The 23,001-nt window shown below is 72.9% G+C and carries 23 protein-coding genes; 13 read left to right on the top strand and 10 right to left on the bottom strand.

What is annotated here, in order from left to right:
- Nucleotides 1–12: 12 nt before the first annotated feature.
- On the bottom strand, nt 13–924 hold the full coding sequence (locus tag FHX81_RS05515) for a LysR family transcriptional regulator (RefSeq protein ID WP_141975663.1): 912 nt from the start codon (nt 922–924) through the stop codon (nt 13–15).
- Nucleotides 925–997: 73 nt separating this feature from the next.
- Here FHX81_RS05515 and FHX81_RS05510 point away from each other — a divergent pair, with 73 nt between their 5' ends.
- Together FHX81_RS05510 and FHX81_RS05505 are read left to right on the top strand one after the other, a co-directional pair.
- The gene (locus FHX81_RS05510) at nt 998–1,903 is read left to right on the top strand and encodes a DMT family transporter (RefSeq protein ID WP_246107645.1); all 906 of its coding nucleotides are present in this window, start codon (nt 998–1,000) and stop codon (nt 1,901–1,903) included.
- A 60-nt stretch (nt 1,904–1,963) separates the two neighbouring features.
- The gene (locus FHX81_RS05505; protein WP_141975659.1) at nt 1,964–2,305 is read left to right on the top strand and encodes a helix-turn-helix domain-containing protein; all 342 of its coding nucleotides are present in this window, start codon (nt 1,964–1,966) and stop codon (nt 2,303–2,305) included.
- Nucleotides 2,306–2,309: 4 nt separating this feature from the next.
- Here the strand turns inward: FHX81_RS05505 and FHX81_RS05500 are convergent, their stop codons facing one another.
- The 5 genes from FHX81_RS05500 to FHX81_RS05480 form a co-directional block, all read right to left on the bottom strand.
- Nucleotides 2,310–2,900 (bottom strand): ClpP family protease, encoded by a 591-nt coding sequence (locus FHX81_RS05500; protein ID WP_141975657.1) that lies wholly within the window; start codon nt 2,898–2,900, stop codon nt 2,310–2,312.
- Nucleotides 2,897–3,523: a ClpP family protease gene (locus FHX81_RS05495; RefSeq protein ID WP_141975655.1), complete on the bottom strand. Its 627-nt coding sequence runs from the start codon at nt 3,521–3,523 to the stop codon at nt 2,897–2,899. The genes FHX81_RS05500 and FHX81_RS05495 overlap by 4 nt, the downstream gene beginning before the upstream one ends.
- Nucleotides 3,524–3,934: 411 nt before the next feature.
- On the bottom strand, nt 3,935–4,606 hold the full coding sequence (locus tag FHX81_RS05490) for an AIM24 family protein (RefSeq protein ID WP_141975654.1): 672 nt from the start codon (nt 4,604–4,606) through the stop codon (nt 3,935–3,937).
- 108 nt (nt 4,607–4,714) lie between these two features.
- Nucleotides 4,715–6,991, bottom strand: coding sequence for a catalase/peroxidase HPI (katG, locus tag FHX81_RS05485; protein ID WP_141975652.1), 2,277 nt, complete (start codon nt 6,989–6,991; stop codon nt 4,715–4,717).
- Nucleotides 6,992–7,441 (bottom strand): Fur family transcriptional regulator, encoded by a 450-nt coding sequence (locus FHX81_RS05480; protein WP_141975650.1) that lies wholly within the window; start codon nt 7,439–7,441, stop codon nt 6,992–6,994. It lies immediately after the preceding gene.
- A 336-nt stretch (nt 7,442–7,777) separates the two neighbouring features.
- On the opposite strand from FHX81_RS05480, the gene FHX81_RS05475 reads away from it, so the two are divergent.
- On the top strand, nt 7,778–7,978 hold the full coding sequence (locus FHX81_RS05475) for a type 2 periplasmic-binding domain-containing protein (protein WP_211363382.1): 201 nt from the start codon (nt 7,778–7,780) through the stop codon (nt 7,976–7,978).
- Here the strand turns inward: FHX81_RS05475 and FHX81_RS05470 are convergent.
- Nucleotides 7,968–9,191 (bottom strand): MFS transporter, encoded by a 1,224-nt coding sequence (locus FHX81_RS05470; protein WP_141975648.1) that lies wholly within the window; start codon nt 9,189–9,191, stop codon nt 7,968–7,970. The two genes, FHX81_RS05475 and FHX81_RS05470, sit on opposite strands and share 11 nt — an antisense overlap.
- 5 nt (nt 9,192–9,196) lie before the next feature.
- Nucleotides 9,197–10,489, bottom strand: a complete 1,293-nt coding sequence (locus FHX81_RS05465; RefSeq protein WP_141975646.1) for a GGDEF domain-containing protein — start codon at nt 10,487–10,489, stop codon at nt 9,197–9,199.
- A 287-nt stretch (nt 10,490–10,776) separates the two neighbouring features.
- Here FHX81_RS05465 and sigK point away from each other — a divergent pair, with 287 nt between their 5' ends.
- The 4 genes from sigK (at nt 10,777) to FHX81_RS05445 (ending at nt 14,509) form a co-directional block, all read left to right on the top strand.
- Nucleotides 10,777–11,373 (top strand): ECF RNA polymerase sigma factor SigK, encoded by a 597-nt coding sequence (sigK, locus tag FHX81_RS05460; RefSeq protein WP_141975644.1) that lies wholly within the window; start codon nt 10,777–10,779, stop codon nt 11,371–11,373.
- Nucleotides 11,370–12,119 (top strand): anti-sigma factor, encoded by a 750-nt coding sequence (locus tag FHX81_RS05455; RefSeq protein ID WP_170231945.1) that lies wholly within the window; start codon nt 11,370–11,372, stop codon nt 12,117–12,119. The genes sigK and FHX81_RS05455 overlap by 4 nt, the downstream gene beginning before the upstream one ends.
- Before the next feature lie 40 nt (nt 12,120–12,159).
- On the top strand, nt 12,160–13,740 hold the full coding sequence (locus FHX81_RS05450) for a molybdopterin-dependent oxidoreductase (RefSeq protein WP_141975640.1): 1,581 nt from the start codon (nt 12,160–12,162) through the stop codon (nt 13,738–13,740).
- Between the two features lie 118 nt (nt 13,741–13,858).
- Nucleotides 13,859–14,509, top strand: coding sequence for a fasciclin domain-containing protein (locus tag FHX81_RS05445; RefSeq protein WP_141975638.1), 651 nt, complete (start codon nt 13,859–13,861; stop codon nt 14,507–14,509).
- Between the two features lie 51 nt (nt 14,510–14,560).
- On the opposite strand, the gene FHX81_RS05440 is transcribed toward FHX81_RS05445, so the two are convergent.
- Nucleotides 14,561–15,232, bottom strand: a complete 672-nt coding sequence (locus FHX81_RS05440) for a DNA alkylation repair protein (protein ID WP_246107644.1) — start codon at nt 15,230–15,232, stop codon at nt 14,561–14,563.
- Between the two features lie 134 nt (nt 15,233–15,366).
- Between FHX81_RS05440 and FHX81_RS05435 the strand changes: the two genes are divergently transcribed.
- Genes FHX81_RS05435 through FHX81_RS05415 form a run of 5 tightly spaced genes read left to right on the top strand, consistent with a single transcriptional unit; the run spans nt 15,367 to nt 20,385 of the window.
- A complete protein-coding gene (locus tag FHX81_RS05435) occupies nt 15,367–16,278 on the top strand; it encodes an SDR family oxidoreductase (protein ID WP_141975636.1) in 912 nt (303 codons plus the stop codon).
- Between the two features lies 1 nt (nt 16,279).
- Nucleotides 16,280–17,173 carry an amidohydrolase family protein gene (locus tag FHX81_RS05430; RefSeq protein ID WP_141975634.1) on the top strand — a complete coding sequence of 298 codons (894 nt, stop codon included), beginning with the start codon at nt 16,280–16,282 and terminating at the stop codon, nt 17,171–17,173.
- Nucleotides 17,170–17,625: a MaoC family dehydratase gene (locus FHX81_RS05425; RefSeq protein WP_141975632.1), complete on the top strand. Its 456-nt coding sequence runs from the start codon at nt 17,170–17,172 to the stop codon at nt 17,623–17,625. The genes FHX81_RS05430 and FHX81_RS05425 overlap by 4 nt, the downstream gene beginning before the upstream one ends.
- A gap of 10 nt (nt 17,626–17,635) precedes the next feature.
- Nucleotides 17,636–18,919, top strand: coding sequence for an MFS transporter (locus tag FHX81_RS05420; RefSeq protein ID WP_141975630.1), 1,284 nt, complete (start codon nt 17,636–17,638; stop codon nt 18,917–18,919).
- Between the two features lie 14 nt (nt 18,920–18,933).
- Nucleotides 18,934–20,385: an acyl-CoA synthetase gene (locus FHX81_RS05415; RefSeq protein ID WP_141975628.1), complete on the top strand. Its 1,452-nt coding sequence runs from the start codon at nt 18,934–18,936 to the stop codon at nt 20,383–20,385.
- 97 nt (nt 20,386–20,482) lie between these two features.
- Here the strand turns inward: FHX81_RS05415 and FHX81_RS05410 are convergent, their stop codons facing one another.
- Nucleotides 20,483–21,262, bottom strand: coding sequence for an IclR family transcriptional regulator (locus FHX81_RS05410; RefSeq protein WP_141975626.1), 780 nt, complete (start codon nt 21,260–21,262; stop codon nt 20,483–20,485).
- 156 nt (nt 21,263–21,418) lie between these two features.
- Between FHX81_RS05410 and FHX81_RS05405 the strand changes: the two genes are divergently transcribed.
- Nucleotides 21,419–22,591, top strand: coding sequence for a 4-hydroxybenzoate 3-monooxygenase (locus tag FHX81_RS05405; RefSeq protein ID WP_141975624.1), 1,173 nt, complete (start codon nt 21,419–21,421; stop codon nt 22,589–22,591).
- The last annotated feature ends 410 nt before the right edge of the window (nt 22,592–23,001 follow it).

Raw genomic sequence — 23,001 nt, 5'->3', positions numbered from 1 at the left:
GCGTCGAGCGCGTCAGGCGAGGTTCCGGAAGCGGGTCGCGGCGGCGGCCAAGGCGTCGACGCAGGCCCTGATGGCGCCGCGGTCGTCGTCCTCGGTGCGGTTGACGGCGTAGATGGTGCGGTTCAGGGCTGGGCGCGTGGTGACGAACCGGACGCCGTCGGGTACCGAGTCGCGGCCGAGGCGGGGGATGGCGGCGGCGCCCACGTTGCCCGCGACCAGGGCCAGTTGGGTCGGGTAGCTGCCCACGGTGCAGCTGATCCTCGTGGTGACGCCTTCCTGCCGCAGCACGTGGGTCAGCCAGTCGTGGCAGCTCGAGCCCGCGCTCCAGGCGATCCACGGCAGGTCGTCCACCTCGGCCAGGTCGACGACCTTGCGGTGCGCCAGGCGGTGGCCCGCGGGCACGGCGAGGTCGGCGACGTCGGACAGCAGCGTGGTCCGCGAGGTCGACGGTGGCACGGTGGTCGGCCGGTGCTCCCAGCTCTCCAGCACCGCCACGTCCAGCCTGCCCTCGACCACCAGTGGCATGGTCTCCTCGGCCTCGCCCTCGTGCAGGGTCACCTCCAGGCCGGGGTGCTGGGCGCGCAGCGCCGCGAGCACGGGCGGCAGCAGGGCGTGCACCGTGGTCGGGATCGCACCGATGCGCAGGGGGCCGGTGACGTCCTCGCGCAGCAGCTCCAGGTCCGTGCGCGCCTTCTCCACCCGAGCCAGGATGGCCGCCGCGTGACCCGCCAGCACGTGCCCCGCGGTCGTGAGGCGGACCGTGCGGCCGTGCGGCTCCAGCAGGCGCTGACCGGCCTCCCGCTCCAGCTTGGCCAACTGCTGCGACACGCCGGACGGCGTCACGTGCAGCGCCGTCGCCGCCGCCGCGACCGTCCCGTGCGTCGCCACGGCGTGCAGGGCACGCATCCGCTCCAGACCGAACACGGTAGCGATGCTACCGGGTTCCGCTCACGACAATTCGCTTGTTCTTGATGGTCACAGGGCCGAGGGTGAACCCGTGACCGCGACCGACCTCCGTCCCACCACCGCGCCGCCGACGGGCACGAGGGTGAACCCGGCGCTGCTCGCGCTGGCGGGCAGCTTCTGCATCGCGCTGTCCTCGGTGTTCATCAAGGTGTCCGGGACCACCGGCAGCACCAGCGCGTTCTGGCGGTGCCTGTGCTCGCTGCCGGTGCTGGCCGCGCTGGTGTGGTGGGAACGGCGGCGCGGCGCGCCGCGGCGGCGCGTGCTGCTGCCGCTGCTCGCGGGCGTGGGACTCGGCGTCGACTTCGTGCTGTGGGGTGACGCCATCGCGCTGGTCGGCGCGGGCATCGCGACCGTGCTGCTGTCCGTGCAGGTGGTGATCGTGCCCGCGGTGGCGTACCTGCTGTTCCGGGAACGGCCCTCGAACCGCTTCCTGTACGCCGCTCCTGTCCTGCTCGGCGGGATCGTGCTGGCGGGCGGTCTGGCGGGCACCCCCGCGTTCGGCCCGGACCCGGTCCTCGGCGCGGTGCTCGCGCTGGGCGCGGGCGTGGGGTTCGCCGCCTACCTGGTGCTGATGCGGCGCAGCACGGGCCCCGGAGTCCGCGACCACACGTTGTTCCTGGCCACCGCGTCGGCCGGGGTGGTCGCGGTGGCCATCGGCGTGCCGACGGACCGGCTGGACCTGTCGCCGGGGTGGCCCGCGCTCGGCTGGCTGGTCGCGCTGGCGCTGATCGGGCAGATCGTGGGTTGGCTGCTGATCTCGACGGCTCTGCCCCGGTTGTCCAGCGCCACGGGCGCGACGATGATGCTGCTGCAACCGGTCGGCGCGATCCTGATGGGCATCGTGCTGCTGCACGAGCGGCCGAGCGCGCCGCAGCTCATCGGCTGCCTGGTGGTGCTCGCCGCCGTCGCCTTCGTCACCGTCGGGTCGCGCCGGTGACGGTTCCGCCCGGAGCGGAACCGCTGCCCCCGGCCGGCCTGCCTGCGTCAGGATGACGGCATGGCCGACGTCCTCGCCTTCGACCGCGCCCGCACCCCCGACCCCGAGCCGGAGCCGCTGTGGCGCGAGCTGCTGGGCCGGAGCCTGCGCGCGGCCCGCGAGGAGCGGGGCAGCCGGCTGGTCGACGTCGCCGAGCGGGCCGGCATCTCGCCCCAGTACCTGTCGGAGATCGAACGCGGGCGCAAGGAGCCGTCCAGCGAGATGATCGCCGCGGTGACCGGCGCGCTCGGCGTCGGGCTGGGCGACCTGCTCGCCGACATCGCGGGCGACGTGCGGCGACGGCGCGGCACGGGTCCCGCGGCCGGCCGTCGTCCGGCGGGACCCGTGCTCCTGGCCGCGTGAAGCCTCAGGCGCGGTGTTCCAGGACGTGGTCGGCGAGCCCGTAGGCGACCGCGCCCGCCGCGTCGAACACCCGGTCGCGGTCGGTGTCGTGCCGCAGTTGCGCGACGTCGCGACCCGTGTGCAGGGACAGGATCTCCTCGAACTGCGTGCGCACCCGGACCACCTCGTCGGCCTGGAGGATGAGGTCGGGGATGGTGCCGCGGCCCTGCGCCGCGGGCTGGTGCAGCACCACCCTCGTGTGGGGCAGCACGAAGCGGTGGCCGGCCCGTCCCGCCGCCAACAGCACCGCGCCCGCCGCGACCGCCTGCCCGACGCACGTGGTCGCCACCGGCGCCTTGATGTAGCGCATGGTGTCGTACAGGGCGAGCATCGCGGACGGGTCGCCGCCCTCGCTGTTGACGTAGAGGTTGATCTCGCGGTCCGGGTTGTCCGCCTCCAGGTGCAGCAGTTGCGCGATCAGCGCGTTGGCCACGCCGGAGTCGATGGCGGTGCCGAGGTAGACGATCCGCTCGGACAGCAGGTGCGAGTACACGTCCATGACGCGCTCGCCGTTGACGCCGCGGGTGATGACGTGGGGGATGGTGTAGGTGCTCACGCGCGCGCTCCCGTCCGCAGGCCGAGGCCGAGCTCGTGCGTCCGCACCGGCACGACCTGGTCCAGGCTCTCCACGACGTGGTCGATGAAGCCGTAGTCGAGCGCCTGCGCGGTGGTGAACCAGCGGTCGTGCAGGGAATCGGCGAAGATCCGGTCGACCGGCTGGCCGGTGTCCCGCGCGATGAGCCCGAGCACGGTGTCCCGGGTGTGCCGCAGGTCGTCGGCCTGCACCTGCACCTCGACCGCCGACCCGCCGATCCCCGCCGAGCCCTGGTGCATCAGGATGCGGGCGTGGGGGAGCGCGAAGCGCTTGCCGGGCGTGCCCGCGGACAGCAGGAACTGACCCGCGCTGCACGCGAGCCCCAGCGCGAGCGTGGCCACGTCGCACGGCACGAGCCGCATCACGTCGCGGATCGCCAGCATCGCCGGCACCGAGCCGCCCGGCGAGTGGATCCACAGCGCCACGTCCTTGCCGGGGTCCTCGGCGGCGAGGGACAGCAGTTGGGTCGCCAGCACGGTGCCGTTGTCGTCGTCCAGCGGTCCGTCGAGGACGAGCACCCGTCGGGCGAAGAACCTCTCCCGGAGCCGGTGGTCGAACAAGGGCAGCTTCTCGTTGTTGCTCATGCCTTCGACGATGCCGACCCACCGCGCCGACCCGGGTGTCGTGCTGCTGTGGGCAGATCAGCCCTCAGCAGGAGGGGCGTTCCCGGTCGGGCGGTCCGCTCCGACGCCACCCTCGCGGTAGCCAGGTTCGAGGTCGACGGCGGGGTTCATCGCCGACGCCGCACCGGACCCGCGTGCGCGGAGCCGGTTCTCCCTCGCGATGCACCAGGGTTGCCGGTTCCCGTCCTCCGACCGGGATCACCCGGGTCCGCGCCGGGGCGATGAGGAACCGGTCGTGGTGGGCGCGGCGCTCGTCGAGCACCTGTGGCGCGCGTCCGAGCTGTCGGGTTCGCGGCTGCACGGCGACCGGTACCCGTCCTGGCCGGCGCGGCGTGCCCCGGTGTGGTGCACGCCGCGCCGGCCGGGACGCGGTCACTGCGTCTGGGGCACGGGGTGGCCTTCGGAGGCCTGCACGACCACGATGCCCTGGCCCGACAGCGCGAGCTGGTAGGCCTCGCCCGAGCCGCGGCCGATGACGGCGCCCAGTTTGGCGGTCTTGCGGATGGAGGACTGCAGTGAGGTGGACCACAGGACGGCGGACTGCATGTCGACGTAGGTGGGGACGTCGACGTTCAGCACGACCGGGGTGCCGTAGGCGGTGACGGCGAGGGCGCCCGTGCCGGTGAACGTGGTGTTGAACAGGCCGCCGGTCAGCATGGAGGCGCCTTCGACGCGGTTGATGTCCCACTTCAAGGTGGATTCGAAGGCGAGGACGTTCTTGCCGTTGACGGTCACGCCCTCGTTCTCCAGGTAGAGCACGAAGATCTCGTCGGCGTCCTGGGCGAGGAACACGTCGCCGCTGCCCGACACCTTCATCAGCGACATGCCCTCGCCGGTGAACGCCTTCTTGAACAGCTTGCCGAGCCCGCCCGCCCCCTCGTACGCGAAGTCGACGTCACCCTGGTAGGCGACCATCGACCCCTGCTTGGCGAAGAAGAACCCGCCGCTGCCGGTGAGGTCCACCTTCAGCATCCGGTCGTTCTGCAACTGGAAGCTGCCGGGCTCGACGGACCGTTCGGTGTGGTTGAACAGTGAGCTGCGCATGCCCTGATAGTGCAGGTGATCACCCGGACGCGCACCACCGGGGTCACGTCCGGTGAACGGAAGGGGCGGGCCCGGCGCTCGGCCGGACCCGCCCCTGACCACCTCGGATCAGACGAGGTCGAACCGGTCCAGTTCCATGACCTTGGTCCACGCGGCCACGAAGTCGACCACGAACTTCTCGCGGGCGTCGTCGCTCGCGTAGACCTCGGACAGGGCCCGCAGCTGGGAGTTCGAGCCGAACACGAGGTCGACCGCGGTGGCGGTCCACTTCAGCTCGTCGGTGGCCGCGTCCCGGATCTCGTAGACGTGCTCCTCGGACTGCGACGCCTGCCACCGGGTGCCCGGCGAGAGCAGGTTGGTGAAGAAGTCGTTGGTCAGCACGCCCGGCCGGTCGGTGAGCACGCCGTGCCGCGCGCCGGCGTAGTTGGCGCCGAGCGAGCGCAGACCGCCGACCAGCACGGTCATCTCGGGCGCGGTCAGGTCCAGCATGTACGCGCGGTCCACCAGCAGCACCTCGGGCTGCAGCTTCTCGCCGGGGCGCACGTAGTTGCGGAACCCGTCCGCCCGCGGCTCCAGGACCTTGAACGACTCGACGTCGGTCTGCTCCTGCGCGGCGTCGGTGCGTCCCGGCCGGAACGGCACGGTCACCTCGACGCCCGCCTCGCGCGCCGCCTGCTCGACCGCGGCGGAGCCGGCCAGCACGATCAGGTCGGCCAGCGAGATCTTCGCGCCGCCCGCGTCGTTGAACTCGCGCTGGACGCCTTCCAGGATCTCCAGCACCTTCGCGAGCTGCTCGGGCTGGTTGACCTCCCAGTTGCGCTGGGGCTCCAGGCGGATGCGCGCGCCGTTGGCGCCACCGCGCTTGTCGGTGGACCGGAAGCTCGCGGCCGACGCCCACGCGGTGCCGACCAGCTCGGCGGTCGTGAGGCCGGAGTCGAGGACCTTCGCCTTGAGCGCGGCGATGTCGGCCTCACCCACCAGCTCGTGGTCGACGGCGGGCACCGGGTCCTGCCACAGCTGCGCCTCGGGCACCCACGGGCCCAGGAAGCGGTTGACCGGGCCCATGTCCCGGTGCAGCAGCTTGTACCAGGCCTTGGCGAACGCCAGGGCGAACTCCTCGGGGTGCTCGAGGAACCGGCGGGAGATCTTCTCGTACGCCGGGTCGACGCGCAGCGACAGGTCCGTCGTCAGCATGGTCGGCAGGTGCTTCTTGGCCGGGTCGTGCGCGTCCGGGATGATCGCCTCGGCGTCCTTGGCGACCCACTGCTTCGCGCCACCGGGGCTGGTGGTGAGCTCCCACTCGTAGCCGAACAGGATCTCGAAGAAGCGGTTGCTCCACTGCGTCGGCTTGTCGGTCCACGTCACCTCGAGCCCGCTGGTGATCGTGTCACCGCCCTTGCCGCTGCCGTGGGTGCTCAGCCAGCCCAGGCCCTGCGCCTCCAGCGGCGCGCCCTCGGGCTCCGCGCCCACGTGCGCGTCGGCGGGGCCGGCGCCGTGCGTCTTGCCGAAGGTGTGCCCGCCGGCGATGAGGGCGACGGTCTCCTCGTCGTTCATCGCCATCCGGCCGAAGGTCTCCCGGATGAAGTGCGCCGCCGCCAACGGGTCCGCGTTGCCGCGCGGGCCCTCGGGGTTGACGTAGATGAGACCCATCTCGGTCGCACCGACCTCGGGGGCCATCTCCGACTCGCTGACGTAGCGCTCGTCACCCAGCCAGGCGTCCTCGGGGCCCCAGAAGATCTCCTCCGGCTCCCAGACGTCCACGCGGCCGAAGCCGAAGCCGAAGGTCTTGAAGCCCATCGACTCCAGGGCCACGTTGCCGGCGAGCACGAGCAGGTCGGCCCACGAGACCTTCTGGCCGTACTTCTGCTTGACCGGCCACAGCAGCCGGCGCGCCTTGTCCAGGTTGGCGTTGTCGGGCCAGCTGTTCAGCGGCGCGAACCGCTGACCGCCGTCACCCGCGCCACCGCGGCCGTCGTGGATGCGGTAGGTGCCCGCGGCGTGCCAGCTCAGCCGGATCATCAGGCCGCCGTAGTGGCCGAAGTCGGCGGGCCACCAGCTCTGCGAGGTGGTGAGCACCTCGACGATGTCGCGCTTGAGCGCCTCGACGTCGAGCTTGGCGAACTCGCGGGCGTAGTCGAAGTTCTCCCCCAGCGGGTTGCCCTTCGACGAGTGGGCGTGCAGCACCGACAGGTCGAGCTGGTTGGGCCACCAGTCGCGGTTGGTGCGCGGACGGCCGCCCGTCTTGGGGGTCGGCGAGTCGATCGCCGGGTTCTCGCTCTCGCTGCCGTGCGCGGTCACGGAATCGTGCGCGACCGGGCAGCCGACCGCGGCCTTCTGGTCCACGCCCTGCGCGCTCGACTCGGGCGTTGCCTTGGGGTCGGTCATCTACTTCCTTCCAACTGGCGGTTCATTGGCGGTGTGGTCGGCCGCGCAGTCGGGGCACGTGCCCCAAAAGACGACCTCCGCCTCGTCCACCGCGAAGCCGCGGTCGTCGGAGGCGGTGAGACAAGGGCTGTGACCGACGACGCAGTCGACGTCCGCGATGACGCCGCAGGAGCGGCACACGACGTGGTGGTGGTTGTCCCCGACCCGGGACTCGTAGCGGGCGGTGACGCCGGCGGGCTCGATGCGCCGCACCAGGCCGGCGTTGGTCAACGCCCGCAGCACGTCGTAAACCGCCTGGTGGGACACGGTGGGGTGGTCCCGGCGCACCAAGGAGATCACGGTCTCGGTGTCGACGTGCGGGTGGTCGCGCAGCGCGGCGAGCACCGCCAACCGGGGTCGGGTCACGCGCAACGAGACGGCACGCAGCTGCGTCTCGAAGTCGGATGTCACGCCCTGAACCCTAGTGGACTTATCTGGAACAAATCAAAATTACCTCGGTCACAGCCACACCACAGGGGACACTCGCCCGTCGGTCCGGTTGGGAGCGGAGCGTTCGTCAGTGGACGATCGAGACGGCGAACGGACGGAACCCGGCGGACCGGATCACGTGCGGCGCGAACAGGATCGCGGCCTCGGTCCGGTGCCGCCGAGGTCGGTGACCCACTCCGCGCGCCGGCCCAGCTCCGTGCGCAACCCGCGCGTGACCTGCTCGGCCTCCGCGACCTCGCCGGACAGGAACGCGGTGGGCGCCCGGCCGCGCCCACGGAAGCCGCCGCCTTCGCGTTCGTGCGCCGCACGGACCTCGTCGTCACGGTCCCGGAGTCCACCGCCCGCCCGGCCGCCGCCGACCTCGGCCTGGCGCTGCTCCCGCTGCCGGTCGAGCTGCCGCCCGCCCCGGTCCACCTGTCGTGGCACCAGCGCTACGACACCGACCGCGCGCACGTCCGGTTGCGCGATCCCACCCGGGCCGCGCTGGTCAGCCCCTGACCAGGCGGTGGTCGCCGCTGCGCCGCCACAGCACGCAGACGCCCAGGCCGGCGAGCACCCCGAGCACGCCGCCCGCCGCGACGACCTGGTGCGGCGGCACCTGTTCGGCGGCCAGCCCGGCGGCGGCGACACCGAGCCCCTGGGCGATCTTGAGCACGGTCACGGCCAGGCCGTAGACCTGACCCCTGGCCTCGTCGGGCGTCCACAGCGCGAACGTCGGCGAGGCGATGGCGTGGTAGCTCGACGCCGCCCCGGACGCCACGAACAGCAGCACCAGCACCGGCAGGCCGGGGTCCAGGGCGCAGGCGAGCAGCGGAGCGCTGGTGGCGACCGCCAGCACGGGCAGCGCGCGCAGCTGGACGGCCTCCGGACGGGTGGCCACGACCAGGCTCGCCACCGCGCACCCGGCCGGGTAGGCGGCGAACAGCAGCCCGGCCGCGACCGGCCCGCCGCCGAGCCCGTCGGCCAGCGGCACGGCCAGCGCCTCCCCGCTGATGTGGAACGCCGACAGCGCCGCGAAGCCGACCAGCGCGAGGAGCCGCCGGTCCCGCCACACCAGCACCGCGCCCGCCGTCACCGCACGCCACCACGCCGGCCGCGCCACCCCGTCGCCACCCGGCCTGGGCCGCGGCTTCACCCGCCACGCCACGAGGGCGGCCGACACGGCGAACGACGCGGCGTCCAGCAGCAGCACACCGCCGGTGCCGACCGCGATGACCAGCACGCCGCCGGCGGCGAACCCGACGACCTGCGCGGCCTGGCTCACGGTGGACAGCGCGGCGGCGCCGGCGCGGAACGCGGGACCGGGCAGCACCTGCGGCAGCAGCGCCGTCCGGGCCGGGACGGCCGGCGCGCCCGCCAGTTGCAGCAGCACGAGCAGCCCGCACACCACCGGCCACGGCAGTGCGGGCACGGCCATCACCGCGACCAGCGCGGTCCGCGCCACGTCCGAGCACACCATCACCGCGCGCCGGGGGTAGCGGTCGGCCAGGCCCGCCAGCAGGGGACCGCCGACCAGGTCCGGCAGGAACGTCAACGCGTAGGTGATCGCCGCCCACGCCGGGGAGCCGGTGTCGCGGAACACCAGCACGGTGAGCGCGACCCGGGCGAACTGGTCGCCCACCGTGGACGCGGTGTGCGCCACGAACAGCGCCCGGAACTCGGCCGACGCGAACACCTCGCGGTACCGCGCCCGCCCGGTCGGCGCCGCCATCGCGGTCAGCCGACCGGTGCGGTCTCGACCCGGTCCCGACCGTTGTTCTTCGCCCGGTACAGGGCGGTGTCGGCGGCGAGCAGCAGCTCGTCGACCGTGGCGCCGTGCACGGGGTACGCGGCCACGCCCAGCGACGCGGTGACCCGCATGGCGTCGCCGACCCCGCCGGTCGCGGGCACGTCGGTCAGCGGCGCGCGGACGGCGGCGCGGATGCGCTCGGCGACCTGCCGGGCGGCGTCGGGGTCCGCGCCCGGCAGCAGCACGACGAACTCCTCGCCGCCCCACCGGCCCACCAGGTCGTGGTCGCGGACCTGGCGGCGCAGCTCGGCGGCCACCGCCCGCAGCGCGTGGTCACCGGCCAGGTGCCCGCGCGTGTTGTTGATGGCGCTGAAGTGGTCCAGGTCGAGCAGCAGCACGGCCAGCGGCGCGCCGGTCGCGGCGGCGCGGGTCAGCTCGGCGGCGGCGCGCTCGCTCCAGGCCACCGAGGTCAGCGTGCCGGTCTTGCCGTCCACCCGGGCGGCCGTGCGGTAGACCGGCAGCAGCAGGCCGAGGTGCATCCCCAGCATGGTCACCACCAGCACCGGCACCACCCACGGCGCCGTCACCAGCACCACGGCCAGGCCCGTGCCCAGGCCGATGGACGCCGCGATGACCAACTGCTGGCTCAGCGGCCCCAGCACGTCGCGGCCCGGCCGGGCGGGCGTGGACAGCAGGATCGCGCCCACCACCAGGGCCAGGTTGACCAGCCAGTACGCCACCCCGGCCGCCACCAGCGCACCCAGGTCGACCGGCCCGGTGAGCTGCGCGGCGTGCGGCAGGGCCCGGTCCGGGTGGGCGACGAGCAGGATCGCGCCCGCCGACCAGCAGCCCAGCACCACGGTGGCGGCGGAGAAGACCTTGCGGTGCAGCGGGCTGCGCCGGTAGATCCGCAGCCACCCGTAGCCGTAGCTCACCGCGACCAGCGCGGCCACCAGCGGCGGGGGCAGCACCAGCACCCCGGCGAACAGCCAGATCGACTGCGGGTGCGCGTACGGGCTGCCCTCGGCCGCCACCTCGCGGACCCGTTCCAGCCCGCGCGCGGCCTCGAAGTGCACCACGGCCGCGCCCGCCAGCACGGCGAACCACCCCCAGTGGCGGCCCGTCACCGGCGTCGACCCCGCCACGGCCGCCACCGCGACCACCGCGACGACCTCCACTCCGAGCACGTACGCCAGCACGGCGCGCGGCAGCCGCCACAGCGACCAACCGCGGCACCACGCCAAAGGGGACGCGCGCCCTCGTCGTTCCCCCGCGACCATGGGGTGTCACCGCCTCCCGACAGGTGATGACACCGTAACCAAGCCCTCACACACAGTCGAGCACCCCAGGAGAGCAGCATGAGCACCATCACGGTCACCACCGGCACCACCCGTCCCAACGACTGGCGCCTCGGCCGCCCGAACGACTGGCGGCGCTGACCACCCGCCGGCCCGGCCGCCACCCCCGCTCGTGCGGCCGGGCCGGTCAACCCCCGGATCCCGTCCGGGACCGAACCGCGGGGCCCCCGGCACCGAACACCTGCCGAGGGCGAGTGGAAAGGGACACGATGGCAGGTCGTGAGCGCGAGCTCCGGGCGGTACCCGCGGGTCACGCGGACGACGCCTCGGCGGAGGAGCTGCTGCGCCTGGTGGCGCGCGGCGACGAACGGGCGTTCGAGCGGCTGTACGACGTGGTGGCGGGCAGGGTGCTGAGCCTGGTCCGCCGCGTCCTGCGCGACCACGCGCAGTCCGAGGAGGTCACGCAGGAGGTGCTGGTGGAGGTGTGGCGCACCGCCGCCCGCTTCGACCCGGGCCGGGGCAGCGCGCTGGCCTGGGTGATGACGATGGCGCACCGCCGCGCCGTCGACCGGGTCCGCTCCGCCCAGGCCGCGACCCGGCGTGAGGACATCGCCGCCCGGCGCGACGTCGAGACGCCGTTCGACGCGGTCAGCGAGCAGGTGGCCGCGCGCATCGAGCAGCGGCAGGTGCGGCGGTGCCTGTCGACGCTGACCGAGCTCCAGCGGGAGTCGATCCTGCTCGGCTACTTCAAGGGCTACACCTACCCGGAGACCGCTTCCGTGCTCGGCATCCCGCTGGGCACGGTGAAGACCCGGATGCGGGACGGGCTGATCCGGCTCCGCGACTGCCTGGGGGTGACCCGGTGACCGGTGACACGACGCGCCACGACGCGCACACGTTGATCGGCGCCTACGTGCTCGACGCCGTCTCCGACGCCGAGCGGCGGCTGTTCGAGGAGCACCTCGCGGGCTGCCCGACCTGTGCGCAGGAGACCGCCGAACTGCTGGAGACCACCGCGGTGCTGGCCGGTGAGACCGCGGTCGAGCCACCCGCCCACCTGCGCGACAAGGTGCTGGCCTCGGTCGCCGCGACGCCCCAGCTCCCGCCGGCGACCACGCCGACGGGTCGGACGCCGTGGGTGCGGCGCACGGCGGCGCTGGCCGCCGCGGCGGGCATCGTGGTCGCCGTGGTGCTCGGTGTGCAGGCCGTGGACGACAACCGCAGGCTGGAACGCGACCTGCGGGCGCTGGCCCAGGTCGAGGACCGCAACCGGCAGGTCGCCGAGCTGCTGGCCGCGCCGGACGCCGAGCTCGTCCGCGGCGACGTGACCGGCGGCGGCACGGGCACCGTCGTGGCGTCCGCGGCCCGGGGCCAGGTGCTGTTCCTCGGCCACGGCCTCGCTCGGCTGCCCGAGGACCGCGACTACCAGCTGTGGCTGATCGGGCCCGACGGACCGCGCCCGGCCGGGCTGCTCAGGCCGTCCGGCGAGGCGGAAACCCCGGTCCTGGCCAGTGGTTTCACCGGCCGGGAAGCCGTGGGGCTGACCGTGGAGCCGCGCGGCGGGTCACCCCGGCCCACGAGTCCGACCGTGGTGGTCCTCCCGCTGGTGTGAGCGGGGCAATCCGCGGGGCTCGCGGCCACGAACACCGGGTGTGAACGCAACCGCGCACCACCAGGAACCGGGTACCGGGGAGTCGTGGCCGCCGCTGTGGGCGGCGGCCGCGACGGGACTCGTCGCAGTGGCGGCGGCGTTGGCCTCCGGGCACCTCGTCGCCGCGCTCGTCGACCCGTTCGCCTCGCCGTTCCTGGCCGTCGGCAACACCGCCATCGACCTGACACCGCACCCGGTGAAGGACTTCGCGATCCGCACGTTCGGCGAGGACGACAAGACCGCCCTGCTGGCGGGCATGGCGTTCGTCATCACCGCCACCGCGGCCGTCGCCGGGCTGCTGTCCCGTCGCAGCCCGCTGCCCGGCACGGTCCTGGCGGCCGGGCTCGGCGCGGTCGGCGTCGCCGCCGTGCTGGCCCGCCCCACGCTGGGCGTGACCGCCGTGCCGGCGCCGGTGACGAGCCTCGTCGTCGGCGTCGTGGTTTTCCGGTGGCTGCACCGGCTCTCCTCGGTGGACAGCCGGCGCGGCCGTCCGGTGGACTGGCGGGTGCCCGGGTTGGGCCGCCGCCGCTTCCTGATCACCTCCACGGCCGTGGCCGCCGCGGCGGGGGCGGGTGCGGTGGTCGGGCAGCTCGTCGGCGGCCGGGTGGACGTGGAGGCCTCCCGCCGGGCGATCCGGTTGACCCCGGACGTGGCCGCGCCGCCCATCCCGGCGGGCGCGGACTTCACCGGCGACGGCACGCCCCCGTTCATCACGCCCAACGCCGACTTCTACCGGGTGGACACCGCGTTGTCGGTGCCCAGGCTGCGCGCGCAGGACTGGCGCCTGCGCGTGCACGGCATGGTGGACCGCGAACTCGTGCTCACCTATGACGACCTGCTGAGCCGGCCGTTGGTGGAGCGGACGATCAGCCTCTGCTGCGTGTCCAACGAGGTCGGCGGCCCCTACATCTCCACCGCCGACTTCATCGGTGTCTCCCTGAGCGACGTCCTCGCCGAGGCGGGCGTCCGACCCGGCGCGGACCAGCTCGCGACCCGCAGCGCGGACGGCTGGACCTGCGGCACACCGGTCGAGGACATCATGGCGCCCGGCAGCAACGCGTTGTTGGCGCTCGGCATGAACGGCGAACCGCTGCCCGCCGAGCACGGCTTCCCCGTGCGGATGGTCGTGCCCGGCCTCTACGGGTTCGTCTCGGCGACGAAGTGGCTGGTGGACGCCGAGCTGACCACCTTCGCCGACTTCGACGCCTACTGGGTCGAGCGGGACTGGGCGCAGCGCGCGCCGATCAAGACGATGTCCCGCGTGGACCGGCCCAAGCCCTTCGAGCAGGTGCCCGCCGGCCGGTTCGTCGCCGCTGGCGTCGCCTGGGCGCAGCACCGGGGTGTGGACCGGGTGGAGGTCCGCGTCGACGGCGGGCCGTGGCAGGTCGCGACCCTCGGCACGGAGGTCAACGCCGACACCTGGCGGATGTGGCGCGTCGAACTCGACCTGCCCGCCGGCTCGCACACCCTGGAGGCGCGGGCCACCGACCGGACCGGGCGGGCCCAGACCCCCGACCGCGCCGAGCCGATCCCCGACGGCGCCAGCGGGTGGCACACGATCGTGTTCACCGCGCGGCCGTGACCAGCGGCGGAGAAATTTCTTCCGCACCAACCAATCCGAACCGACCGCGGCGTCGAACCACTCGTGACAAGCCCGGAGCGACCACCTCCGCGGGACAGTCCACAAAGGAGCACCTCTCATGCGCACCACCCGGCTCGCGTCCACGATCGGCGTCCTCGCCGCGGCCCTGATCTCCGTCACCGCCTGTGGCAGCGGCCAGCAGGCCGCCTCCGACGCCACCACGTCGGCACCGGCCACCACCACGACCACGTCCACCACCAAGGCGATGAGCGACGGCGTCACCAAGACCGGTGACGTGTTCGGCCCGGGTTGTACCGCCCTGCCCAAGGACACCGAGGGCTCGCTCGACGGCATGGTCGACGACCCGGTCGCCACCGCCGCGAGCAACAACCCGCTGCTCAAGACCCTGGTGGCCGCCGTCAAGGAAGCCGGCCTCGTGGACACGCTCAACAAGGCGGACGCCGAGTACACCGTCTTCGCGCCCTACGACCCCGCGTTCGAGGCCCTCGGCCAGGACGCGCTCAACGCCGTGCTCGCCGACAAGGCCAAGCTGACGAGCATCCTGACCTACCACGTCGTGCCGCAGCGCATGGACAAGGACGGCATCCTGTCGTCGGCGAACCTGCCGACCGTCCAGGGTGGCACGCTGAAGGTCGAGGGCTCGGGCGACAACGTGACCGTCAACGGCGCGAAGGTGTTGTGCGGCAACATCCCCACCGCGAACGCCACCGTGTTCGTCATCGACAAGGTCATGACGCCGGCTGCCTGACCCGACGCGACCCGAGGGATCGCGGCCACCTCCCGGGGCCGCGATCCCTCGTCACGCGTCCTGCTGCCGGCGCACCACCTCGTCGATCCAGACCGGCGCGTACGGCGACGTGCAGTTCGGGGAAGTCGGGTAGTCCTTCAGCACCTCCAAGCGCTCACCGATGTCCAGCGCTCGGGCGCGTCGGCCGGGGTGGTCGATCCCGATCTGGGCCAGGCAGTGGTTCATCGCCCACTGCAAGCGGTCCGGGGCGTCCTTCATCTCCGCCTCGATGACGTCGAGCAGCCCGTCGAGGTCGAGGCCTTCGGGCTTCCTGGCCACCCGTTCGGTGGTCAACGCCCAGCCCGCGCTCGCGACCACCGGATCGGGGTCGTCCGACCACGCCAGGCGCAGCTCCTCGGCGTGCGGGCTCTTCTTCACCACGTAGTTCACCAGCCAGTCGTGCACCTTGGGCTTGCGCGCACCGCGCAGCATGGCATCCAGCTCGTCGCGCCCGAACGCCTTCGGGCGGCAGACCAGGAGCGCCAGCAGCCGCGCCGCCGTGTCACCCGTCGCCCACAGCTCGCGCGCGAGGTCCTGCTGGGTCTTCAGCCGCTTGGCCAGCGCGCGCAGCTTGCCCAGGTTCACGCCGTGGTCGTCGCCGTGCCGCTCGTTCACCTCGCGCGCGCGTGGGTCCTCCAGCGCGGCCAGCTCGGCCATCACCTCGGCCACCGTCGTCTCCACCACCGGGCCCTCCCGTCCGTCGCCGGCGCGATCCGGCGCCGAGGAAACCACAGTGGACCAGGGGTCCGACAACCGCGCCCCGTCGATATTGGGCAGACTATGGACTGCCGTCACGAAACTGCCGTATGTTCGCCGTCATGGACTTGCGAGGGAAGGTCGCGGTGGTCACCGGCAGTGGCCGGGGGTTGGGCCGGGCGTACGCGGAAGCCCTGGCCCGGGCGGGTGCCGCGGTCGTGGTCAACGACGTGGACGCCGAGGCGGCGAGCGCGGTGGTGAAGTCGGTCGTGGCCGAGGGTGGACGGGCGGTCGCGGTGGTCGCGCCCGTCGGGCCCGCCGACACCGCCGACCGGCTCGTCACGGCCGCCGTCGAGGAGTTCGGCGGGCTCGACGTGCTGGTCACCAACGCGGGCATCCTGCGCGACAAGGTGCTCTGGAAGATGTCCGACGACGACTTCGACGCGGTGGTCGACGTGCACCTGAGGGGCACGTTCACCTGCGCCCGCGCGGCGGCGGTCCGGATGCGGGAGCAGGGCCGGGGCGGCAGCCTGGTGCTGATCTCGTCGCCGGCGGGTCAGCGCGGCAACTTCGGGCAGACCAACTACGCGGCGGCGAAGGCGGGCATCGTGGCCATGGCCCGCACGTGGGCGCTGGAACTGGCCCGCGCGGACATCGCGGTCAACGCGGTGGTGCCGGTCGCGGCGACGGAGATGACCCGCACCATCCCGGCGTTCGCGCCCGTCATCGAGGAGGCCGAGCGCACCGGCGCGCCGTTGCCCGACTGGCTGCGCAAGGACGAGGGCCTGGGCACGGTCGAGGACGTCGCGTCGCTGATCGTGTTCCTGGCCTCCGACGCGGCGCGGCACGTCACCGGCCAGGCCATCGGCATCGGCGGCGACCGGCTGGCCCTGTGGGCGCACCCCCGCGAGAAGGCGGTGGCGCTCGCCGACGGCGGGTGGACCGCCGAGGCCATCGCGCGGTCGTGGGCGAGTGGCGTCGGCGCCGAGCCGGAGACCTTCGGCATCCCCGCGCCCAACCCGCCGGTGGCGTGACGTGGTGCTCCCGCTGGACGACCTGGTGGCCATCGACGTCCACACCCACGCCGAGGTGTCCCGGGACGGTCACCCGTCGCTGAGCCCCGAGCTGCTGGCCGCCTCCGAGAAGTACTTCGGCGCGCACGGCCACCGCCAACCGACCGTCGACGAACTGGCCGCGCACTACCGGGAGCGGCGGATGGCGGCGGTCGTCTTCACCGTCGACGCCGAGCACGCCACCGGCCACCCGCCCATCCGCAACGAGGAGGTCGCGGCGAACTGCGCCGAGCACGCCGACGTGCTGATCCCGTTCGCGAGCGTGGACCCGTGGAAGGGGCGTGCGGCCGCACGGGAGGCGCGCCTGCTCGTCGAGCGGCACGGCGTGCGCGGTTTCAAGTTCCACCCGAGCCTGCAGGGCTTCGCGCCGAACGACCCGATGGCCTACCCGCTGTACGAGGTGATCGAGGAGCTCGGCGTGCCCGCGCTGTTCCACACCGGGCAGACCGGGATCGGCGCGGGCGTGCCCGGTGGCGGCGGCATCCGGCTCAAGTACTCGAACCCCATGCTGGTGGACGACGTCGCGGTCGACTTCCCGGAGCTGCGGATCGTGCTCGCCCACCCGTCGTTCCCCTGGCAGGACGAGGCGTTGGCGGTGGCCACGCACAAACCGCACGTGCACATCGACCTGTCGGGGTGGTCGCCCAAGTACTTCCCGCCGCAGCTCGTCCGCTACGCGAACACGCTGTTGCAGGACAAGGTGCTGTTCGGGTCCGACTACCCGGTGATCACCCCGGACCGCTGGCTGGCCGACTTCGCCGCGCTGGAGATCAAGCCCGCCGTCCGACCCAAGATCCTCAAGCACAACGCGGCCAGGCTGCTCGGCCTCGGCCCCGCGGAGACGGAGCGCGCATGACCACCGTGAACGGCAAGGCGGAACTCCTCGCGCTGGCCGGGCAGGACCTCGGCCACACCGCGTGGCGCGAGATCACCCAGGACCGCGTCGACACGTTCGCCGACGCCACCGACGACCACCAGTGGATCCACGTGGACCCCGCGCGGGCGGCCTCCGGGCCGTTCGGCGGCACCATCGCGCACGGCTACCTCACGCTGGCGCTGATCATCCCGCTGTTCGGGGAGCTGCTGGCGATCGGCGGCGTGCGGATGAGCGTCAACTACGGCCTGGACAAGGTGCGCTTCCCGAGTCCCGTGCGCGTCGGCGACAAGATCAGGCTCGCGGGCCGCGTCGTCTCGGTGGACGAGGTCGAGGGCGACGGCGTGCAGATGGCGCTGGACTTCACCGTCGAGATCGACGGCTCGGACAAGCCGGCGTGCGTCGCGCGCGCCGTGTACCGGCACTACAGCTGAGGGACCCGCCATGCCGAACGTCCGACTCCGCCGCGCCGTCGCGTCGAGCTTCCTCGGCAGCGTGATCGAGTACTACGACTTCCTGCTCTACGCCACCGCGTCCGCCGTGGTGTTCAACAAGGTCTTCTTCTCCTCCCTCGACCCGCTCGTGGCCACCGTCGCGAGCTTCGGCACGTTCGCCACCGGCTACCTGGCCCGGCCGCTCGGTGGCGTCCTGTTCGGCCACTTCGGCGACCTGCTCGGCCGCAAGCGGATGCTCGTGCTGACGATGGTGCTGATGGGCGTGGCGAGTTCCCTGATCGGCCTGCTCCCGACCTACGCGCAGGTGGGGTGGATCGCGCCGGTCGGCTTGGTGGTGCTGCGCGTGGTGCAGGGCATCGCGGTCGGCGGCGAGTGGGGCGGTGCGGTGCTGATGTCCGCCGAGCACGCCACGCGCAGGCGCGGGTTGTGGGCCGGGTTCACCAACGCCGGCGCGCCGTGCGGGCTGGTGCTGTCGACGGTGGCGCTGACGGCGACCGCCGCGGCGGTGGGGGAGCGGGCGTTCCTGGACTGGGGCTGGCGCATCCCGTTCCTGGTCAGCGTGGTGCTGCTCGGGGTCGGGCTGTTCGTGCGGCACCGGGTCGAGGAGACGCCCGCGTTCCAGGCGGCGGCGCGGGAGACGGGCGGCAGGCGGCGCGTGCCGGTGGTGGAGGTGCTGCGCGATCACCGGCGCGTGCTGCTGCTGGGCATCGGGGTGGGGCTGGCCGCGTTCGTCGCGCAGTCGACGCTGACCACGTTCGTCGTGGCGCACGGTGTCGCGGCCGGGCACGCGCGGCAGACCGTGCTGAACGCGCTCACGGTGTCGTCCGCCTGCGCGGTGGTGGGCATCCTCGGCTGGTCGGCGGCCTCGGACCGGTTCGGCCGGCGCCCGGTCGTGGTGGCCGGCGCGGTGGCGATGGCGGTCTTCGCGTTCGTGCTGTTCCCGATGGTGGACAGCGGTGACACGGCGTTGCTGACCCTCGCGCTGGTGCTGGGCCAGGGCGTGATCCACCCGATGATGTACGGGCCGCTGGCGGCCCTCTACAGCGAGCTGTTCAGCACGGAGAACCGGTACACCGGCGCGTCGCTGGGCTACCAGGTCGCCGGGTTGGGCGCGGGCCTCGCGCCGCTGCTGTTCGCCGAGCTCCAACGGGTGAGCGGAGGCCGGGGCACGACCCTGATCTCGGTCGCCGTCGCGGGGTTCTGCCTGCTCACCGTCGTGTGCGTGCTGGCGTTGAAGGAGACCGGCACGCGTGATCTCCACCCGGTTCCCTGACAGGAGGGCCGAAAGTGCGCAACTCGGGGCTCGGGAGCTGGCCGTGCCGGCGCGCGCGGATGTCGCCCGACCGCGTCGCGATCGTCCACTCCGGACAGGAGCTGACCTACGCGGAACTGGCCGAGCGCGTGACGCGCCTGGCCCACCGCCTGCGGGCGGACGGCGTGCGGCGGGGTGACCGGGTCGCCTACCGGGGGCCCAACCACCCCTCGTTCGTGGAGACGATGTTCGCCGCGCACGTGCTCGGCGCGATCTTCGTGCCGGTGAACTTCCGCCTCGCCCCACCGGAGGTCGACCACGTGCTGGCGGACTCGTCGCCGTCGGTGGTGGTCGACGTGGGGACACCGGAGGCGGCGCGGGAGTACGAACGCGGGCTGGCCGACAGCCCCGCCGACCCGATCGACGAACCGGTGGACCCCGACGACGTCGCCCTGATCCTCTACACGTCGGGCACGACCGGTCGCCCGAAGGGCGCGATGCTCACCCACGCCAACCTGATCTGGAACACCTACAACCTCCTGGTGTCGATGGACATCACCGGTTCGGAGCGCACGTTGGTGTCCGCGCCGCTGTTCCACGTCGCCGCGCTCGCGCAGACGTTGCTGCCCACCTTCCTCAAGGGCGGCACGGCGGTGATCACCTCGTCGTGGGACGTCGACCGGGTGTACGACCTCATCGAGCGGGAGCGGATCACGTACGCGTTCGGCGTCGCCACGATGTACGCGGACCTGGTCGCCTCACCCCGCTGGGCGACGGCCGACCTGTCGTCGTTGCGGCACCTGCTGTGCGGCGGCGCGGCCGTGCCCGACTCGCTGATCCGCGCCTACCAGGAGCGCGGGCTGACGTTCTGCCAGGGTTACGGGCTCACCGAGACCGCGCCGGGTGCGACGGCGCTGGAAGCGGCGGAGAGCGTGCGCAAGGTCGGGTCGGCGGGCGTGCCGGTGTTCTTCGGCGAGGTCCGGGTCGTGCGGGCGGACGGGGTCGACGCGCGGGTCGACGAGCCGGGCGAGGTGCTGGTCCGGGGCCCGAACGTGACGCCCGGCTACTGGCGGGACCCCGCCGCTTCCGCGGCCGCGTTCCTGCCGGACGGGTGGTTCCGCACGGGTGACGTCGGCCGGTTCGACGCCGACGGCCACCTGCACGTGGTGGACCGGCTCAAGGACATGTTCATCTCCGGCGGGGAGAACGTCTACCCGGCCGAGGTGGAGAACGCCCTGGTCGAGCACCCGGACGTGGTCGAGGCCGCGGTGGTCGGCGTGCCCGATCCGAGGTGGGGCGAGGTCGGCCGGGCGTTCGTGCGCCCCGCCTCGGGCCGCGGTCCCACCCGGGACGAACTGCGCGCCTTCCTGCTGCCCCGGCTCGCCAAGTACAAGGTGCCCGTCCACTTCGACCTCGTGGACCACCTGCCCCGCACCGCTTCGGGCAAGGTCCGCAAAGCGGCCCTCCGCCACCACCCCCTCCCGTGAGTCGAACACCCAGGTCCCGAGAGTCGAACACTCGGGCCCCGAGAGTCGAACACCCAGGTCCCGAGAGTCCTACGTTCAGGTACCCCGAGTTCAACGCTCACGTCACGTGGACGGCTCGGTGCGCCGCTTCCAGCCGTCGGGCGATCCCCTCGGCGGCCGCACGCAGGTCGGGCACGAGGCGGTGCAGGTCCGTGCGCACCGAGTGCACCACGATGCCCAGCGCCCCGGCCGGCTCGTACCCGTCGGCCGGGATCGCGACGGCGACCGAGCACGAGCCGAGCGTCATCTCCTCGTTCGTCAGCGCGTACCCGCGTTCGGCCGTCGCACGCAGCTCACGGGCCAACCGCGCCCGCTCGGTGATCGTGTACCGGGTGACCCGGGGCAGGGGACGGGCCAGGTAGCGGCGCACGAACTCCGGGTCGGCGCGGGCGAGCAGCGCCTTGCCGACCCCCGTCGCGTGCATCGGCAACCGCGCCCCGATCCGCGAGATGACCGGCACCGACCGGTGCCCGGACAGCTTCTCCACGTACAACGCGTCGAAACCGTCGTGCACGGCCAGGTGGATGTTCTCGCGCGTCGTCTCGTACAGGTCCTGCATGAACGGCAGGGCGATCTCCCGCAGCCGACCGGCCACCGGCGCCAGCGTCGCCGCCTCCCACAGCCGCAGCCCGATGCTGAAGTACCCGTCCGCGTCACGTTCCAGCGCACCCCACGACACCAGCTCGCCGGCCAGCCGGTGCACGGTGGCCAGCGGCAGGTCCGCGCGCCGCGCCAGCTCGGTCAGCTTGAGCCGGGGGTGGGCGGTGTCGAACACGCCGAGCAACGCCAGCGCCCGTCCCGCCATCGACCGCCGGGGCGCGTCGCGGTTGACCACCATGCCGCCTCCTTCGCACGCCGAACGCCAACCGCCCACGGCCCGCCACCGACAGCCGGGCACCGAACGTAACCACGCGGCCGTCCCGAAGTCGCGGCCTCTTCCACCCAGTGGAAGTCGATCCTGGCGAACGGCCGCACGTCACCCTTGGCTTGACCCATGCGAACGAGAGTCGGAATCGTCGGCGCCGGCCCGGCCGGCCTGGTGCTGTCCCACTTGCTGGCCGAACGCGGCATCGACTCCGTGGTGGTCGAGACGCGCAGCCGCGAGGCGATCGAGCGGACCATCCGCGCCGGCGTCCTGGAGCAGGGCACGGTGGAGCTGCTGACCGCGATGGGCGTCGGCGCGCGGGCGGTGGCCGAAGGCGCGCGGCACGAGGGCATCGAGCTGCGGTTCGGTGGTCGGGGCCACCGGATCGACTTCACCGGGCTCACCGGCCGGGCGGTCTGGCTCTACCCGCAGCACGAGGTGCTCAAGGACCTCATCGCGGCACGGCTGGCGAGCGGCGCGGACCTCCGCTTCGGTGCGACCGACGTGGAGCTGCGCGGCATCACCTCGGACGAACCGGTCCTCTCGTTCACCGACGCCGACGGCACGCCCGTCCACCTGCGCTGCGACGTGATCGCCGGCTGTGACGGCTCGTCGGGCATCAGCAGGCGCGCCATCCCCGACGCCGTGCGCACCGACTACTTCCGCGCCTACCCGTTCGGGTGGTTCGGCATCCTGGCCGAGGCGCCGCCGTCGGCGAAGGAGCTCGTCTACGCGCACTCCGAACGCGGGTTCGCGCTGATCAGCACCCGCACGCCCCAGGTGCAGCGGATGTACTTCCAGTGCGACCCCCACGAGCGCGCGGAGGACTGGAGCGACGACCGGATCTGGGCCGAGCTGAACGCCCGGGTCGCGGGCGACGGCTTCAGCCTGGCCGAGGGCCGCATCTTCGACCGGGGCGTGATCCCCATGCGCAGCTACGTGTGCGAGCCGATGCGGCACGGCCGCCTGTTCCTGGCCGGCGACGCCGCCCACGTCGTGCCGCCGACCGGTGCGAAGGGCCTGAACCTCGCGGTGGCCGACGTGGTGGTGCTGGCCCGCGCGCTGGAGGAGCACTTCGCGACCGGGGCCACCGAACCGCTGGACGCCTACGGCCCGACCGCGTCCCGCCGGGTGTGGCGGGCGCAGCACTTCTCGTGGTGGATGACGTCGATGCTGCACACCGACCCGGCCGGCACGCCGTTCGACCTCAAGCGGCAGCTCGGCGAGCTCGAACTGGTCACGTCCGGCACGGCCGCCGCCACCCACCTCGCCGAGGCCTACACGGGCTGGCCGCTCGGCTGAGCGCGACCCCGTTCGACAGGTGCGTTCGGCCTAATCCACTGCCGGTAACCGGAGCACGTGCCGCTTAAAAGTTGCGAATCTTCTTTCGAATACTTTCGAAGCCCCTCGAATATGGCGCAAGTGGACACAAGGGCGCGCTTCAGAGTTCTGACCGGTTGTTTCGGGTACGACTGCCTTGCCGCAGGCCAGGTGGGCAGTCGTACCCGAGTGCGGACAAGCCCGCAAGGCCGGACTGTTTCGGTGCTTGCCAGACCTATCTGTTTCGGTTAATACTTCTAAAAGTTTCAGGCTGGACGTGGTCGGGTGCCGCCCCCGACGGTGTCCGCCTGCGCTGCGCACGCTCTGGAGGACCTACTCGAAGGACTTGTCGCGTTGGCGAGGAGGAATTCCGCGGCACCGGGTCCTCCTCG

This window comes from Saccharothrix saharensis (assembly GCF_006716745.1).
In the GTDB taxonomy this organism is placed as follows: domain Bacteria; phylum Actinomycetota; class Actinomycetes; order Mycobacteriales; family Pseudonocardiaceae; genus Actinosynnema; species Actinosynnema saharense.
The sequence above is the reverse complement of the archived record's forward strand: the minus strand, read 5'-3'. Positions and strand labels throughout refer to the sequence as shown.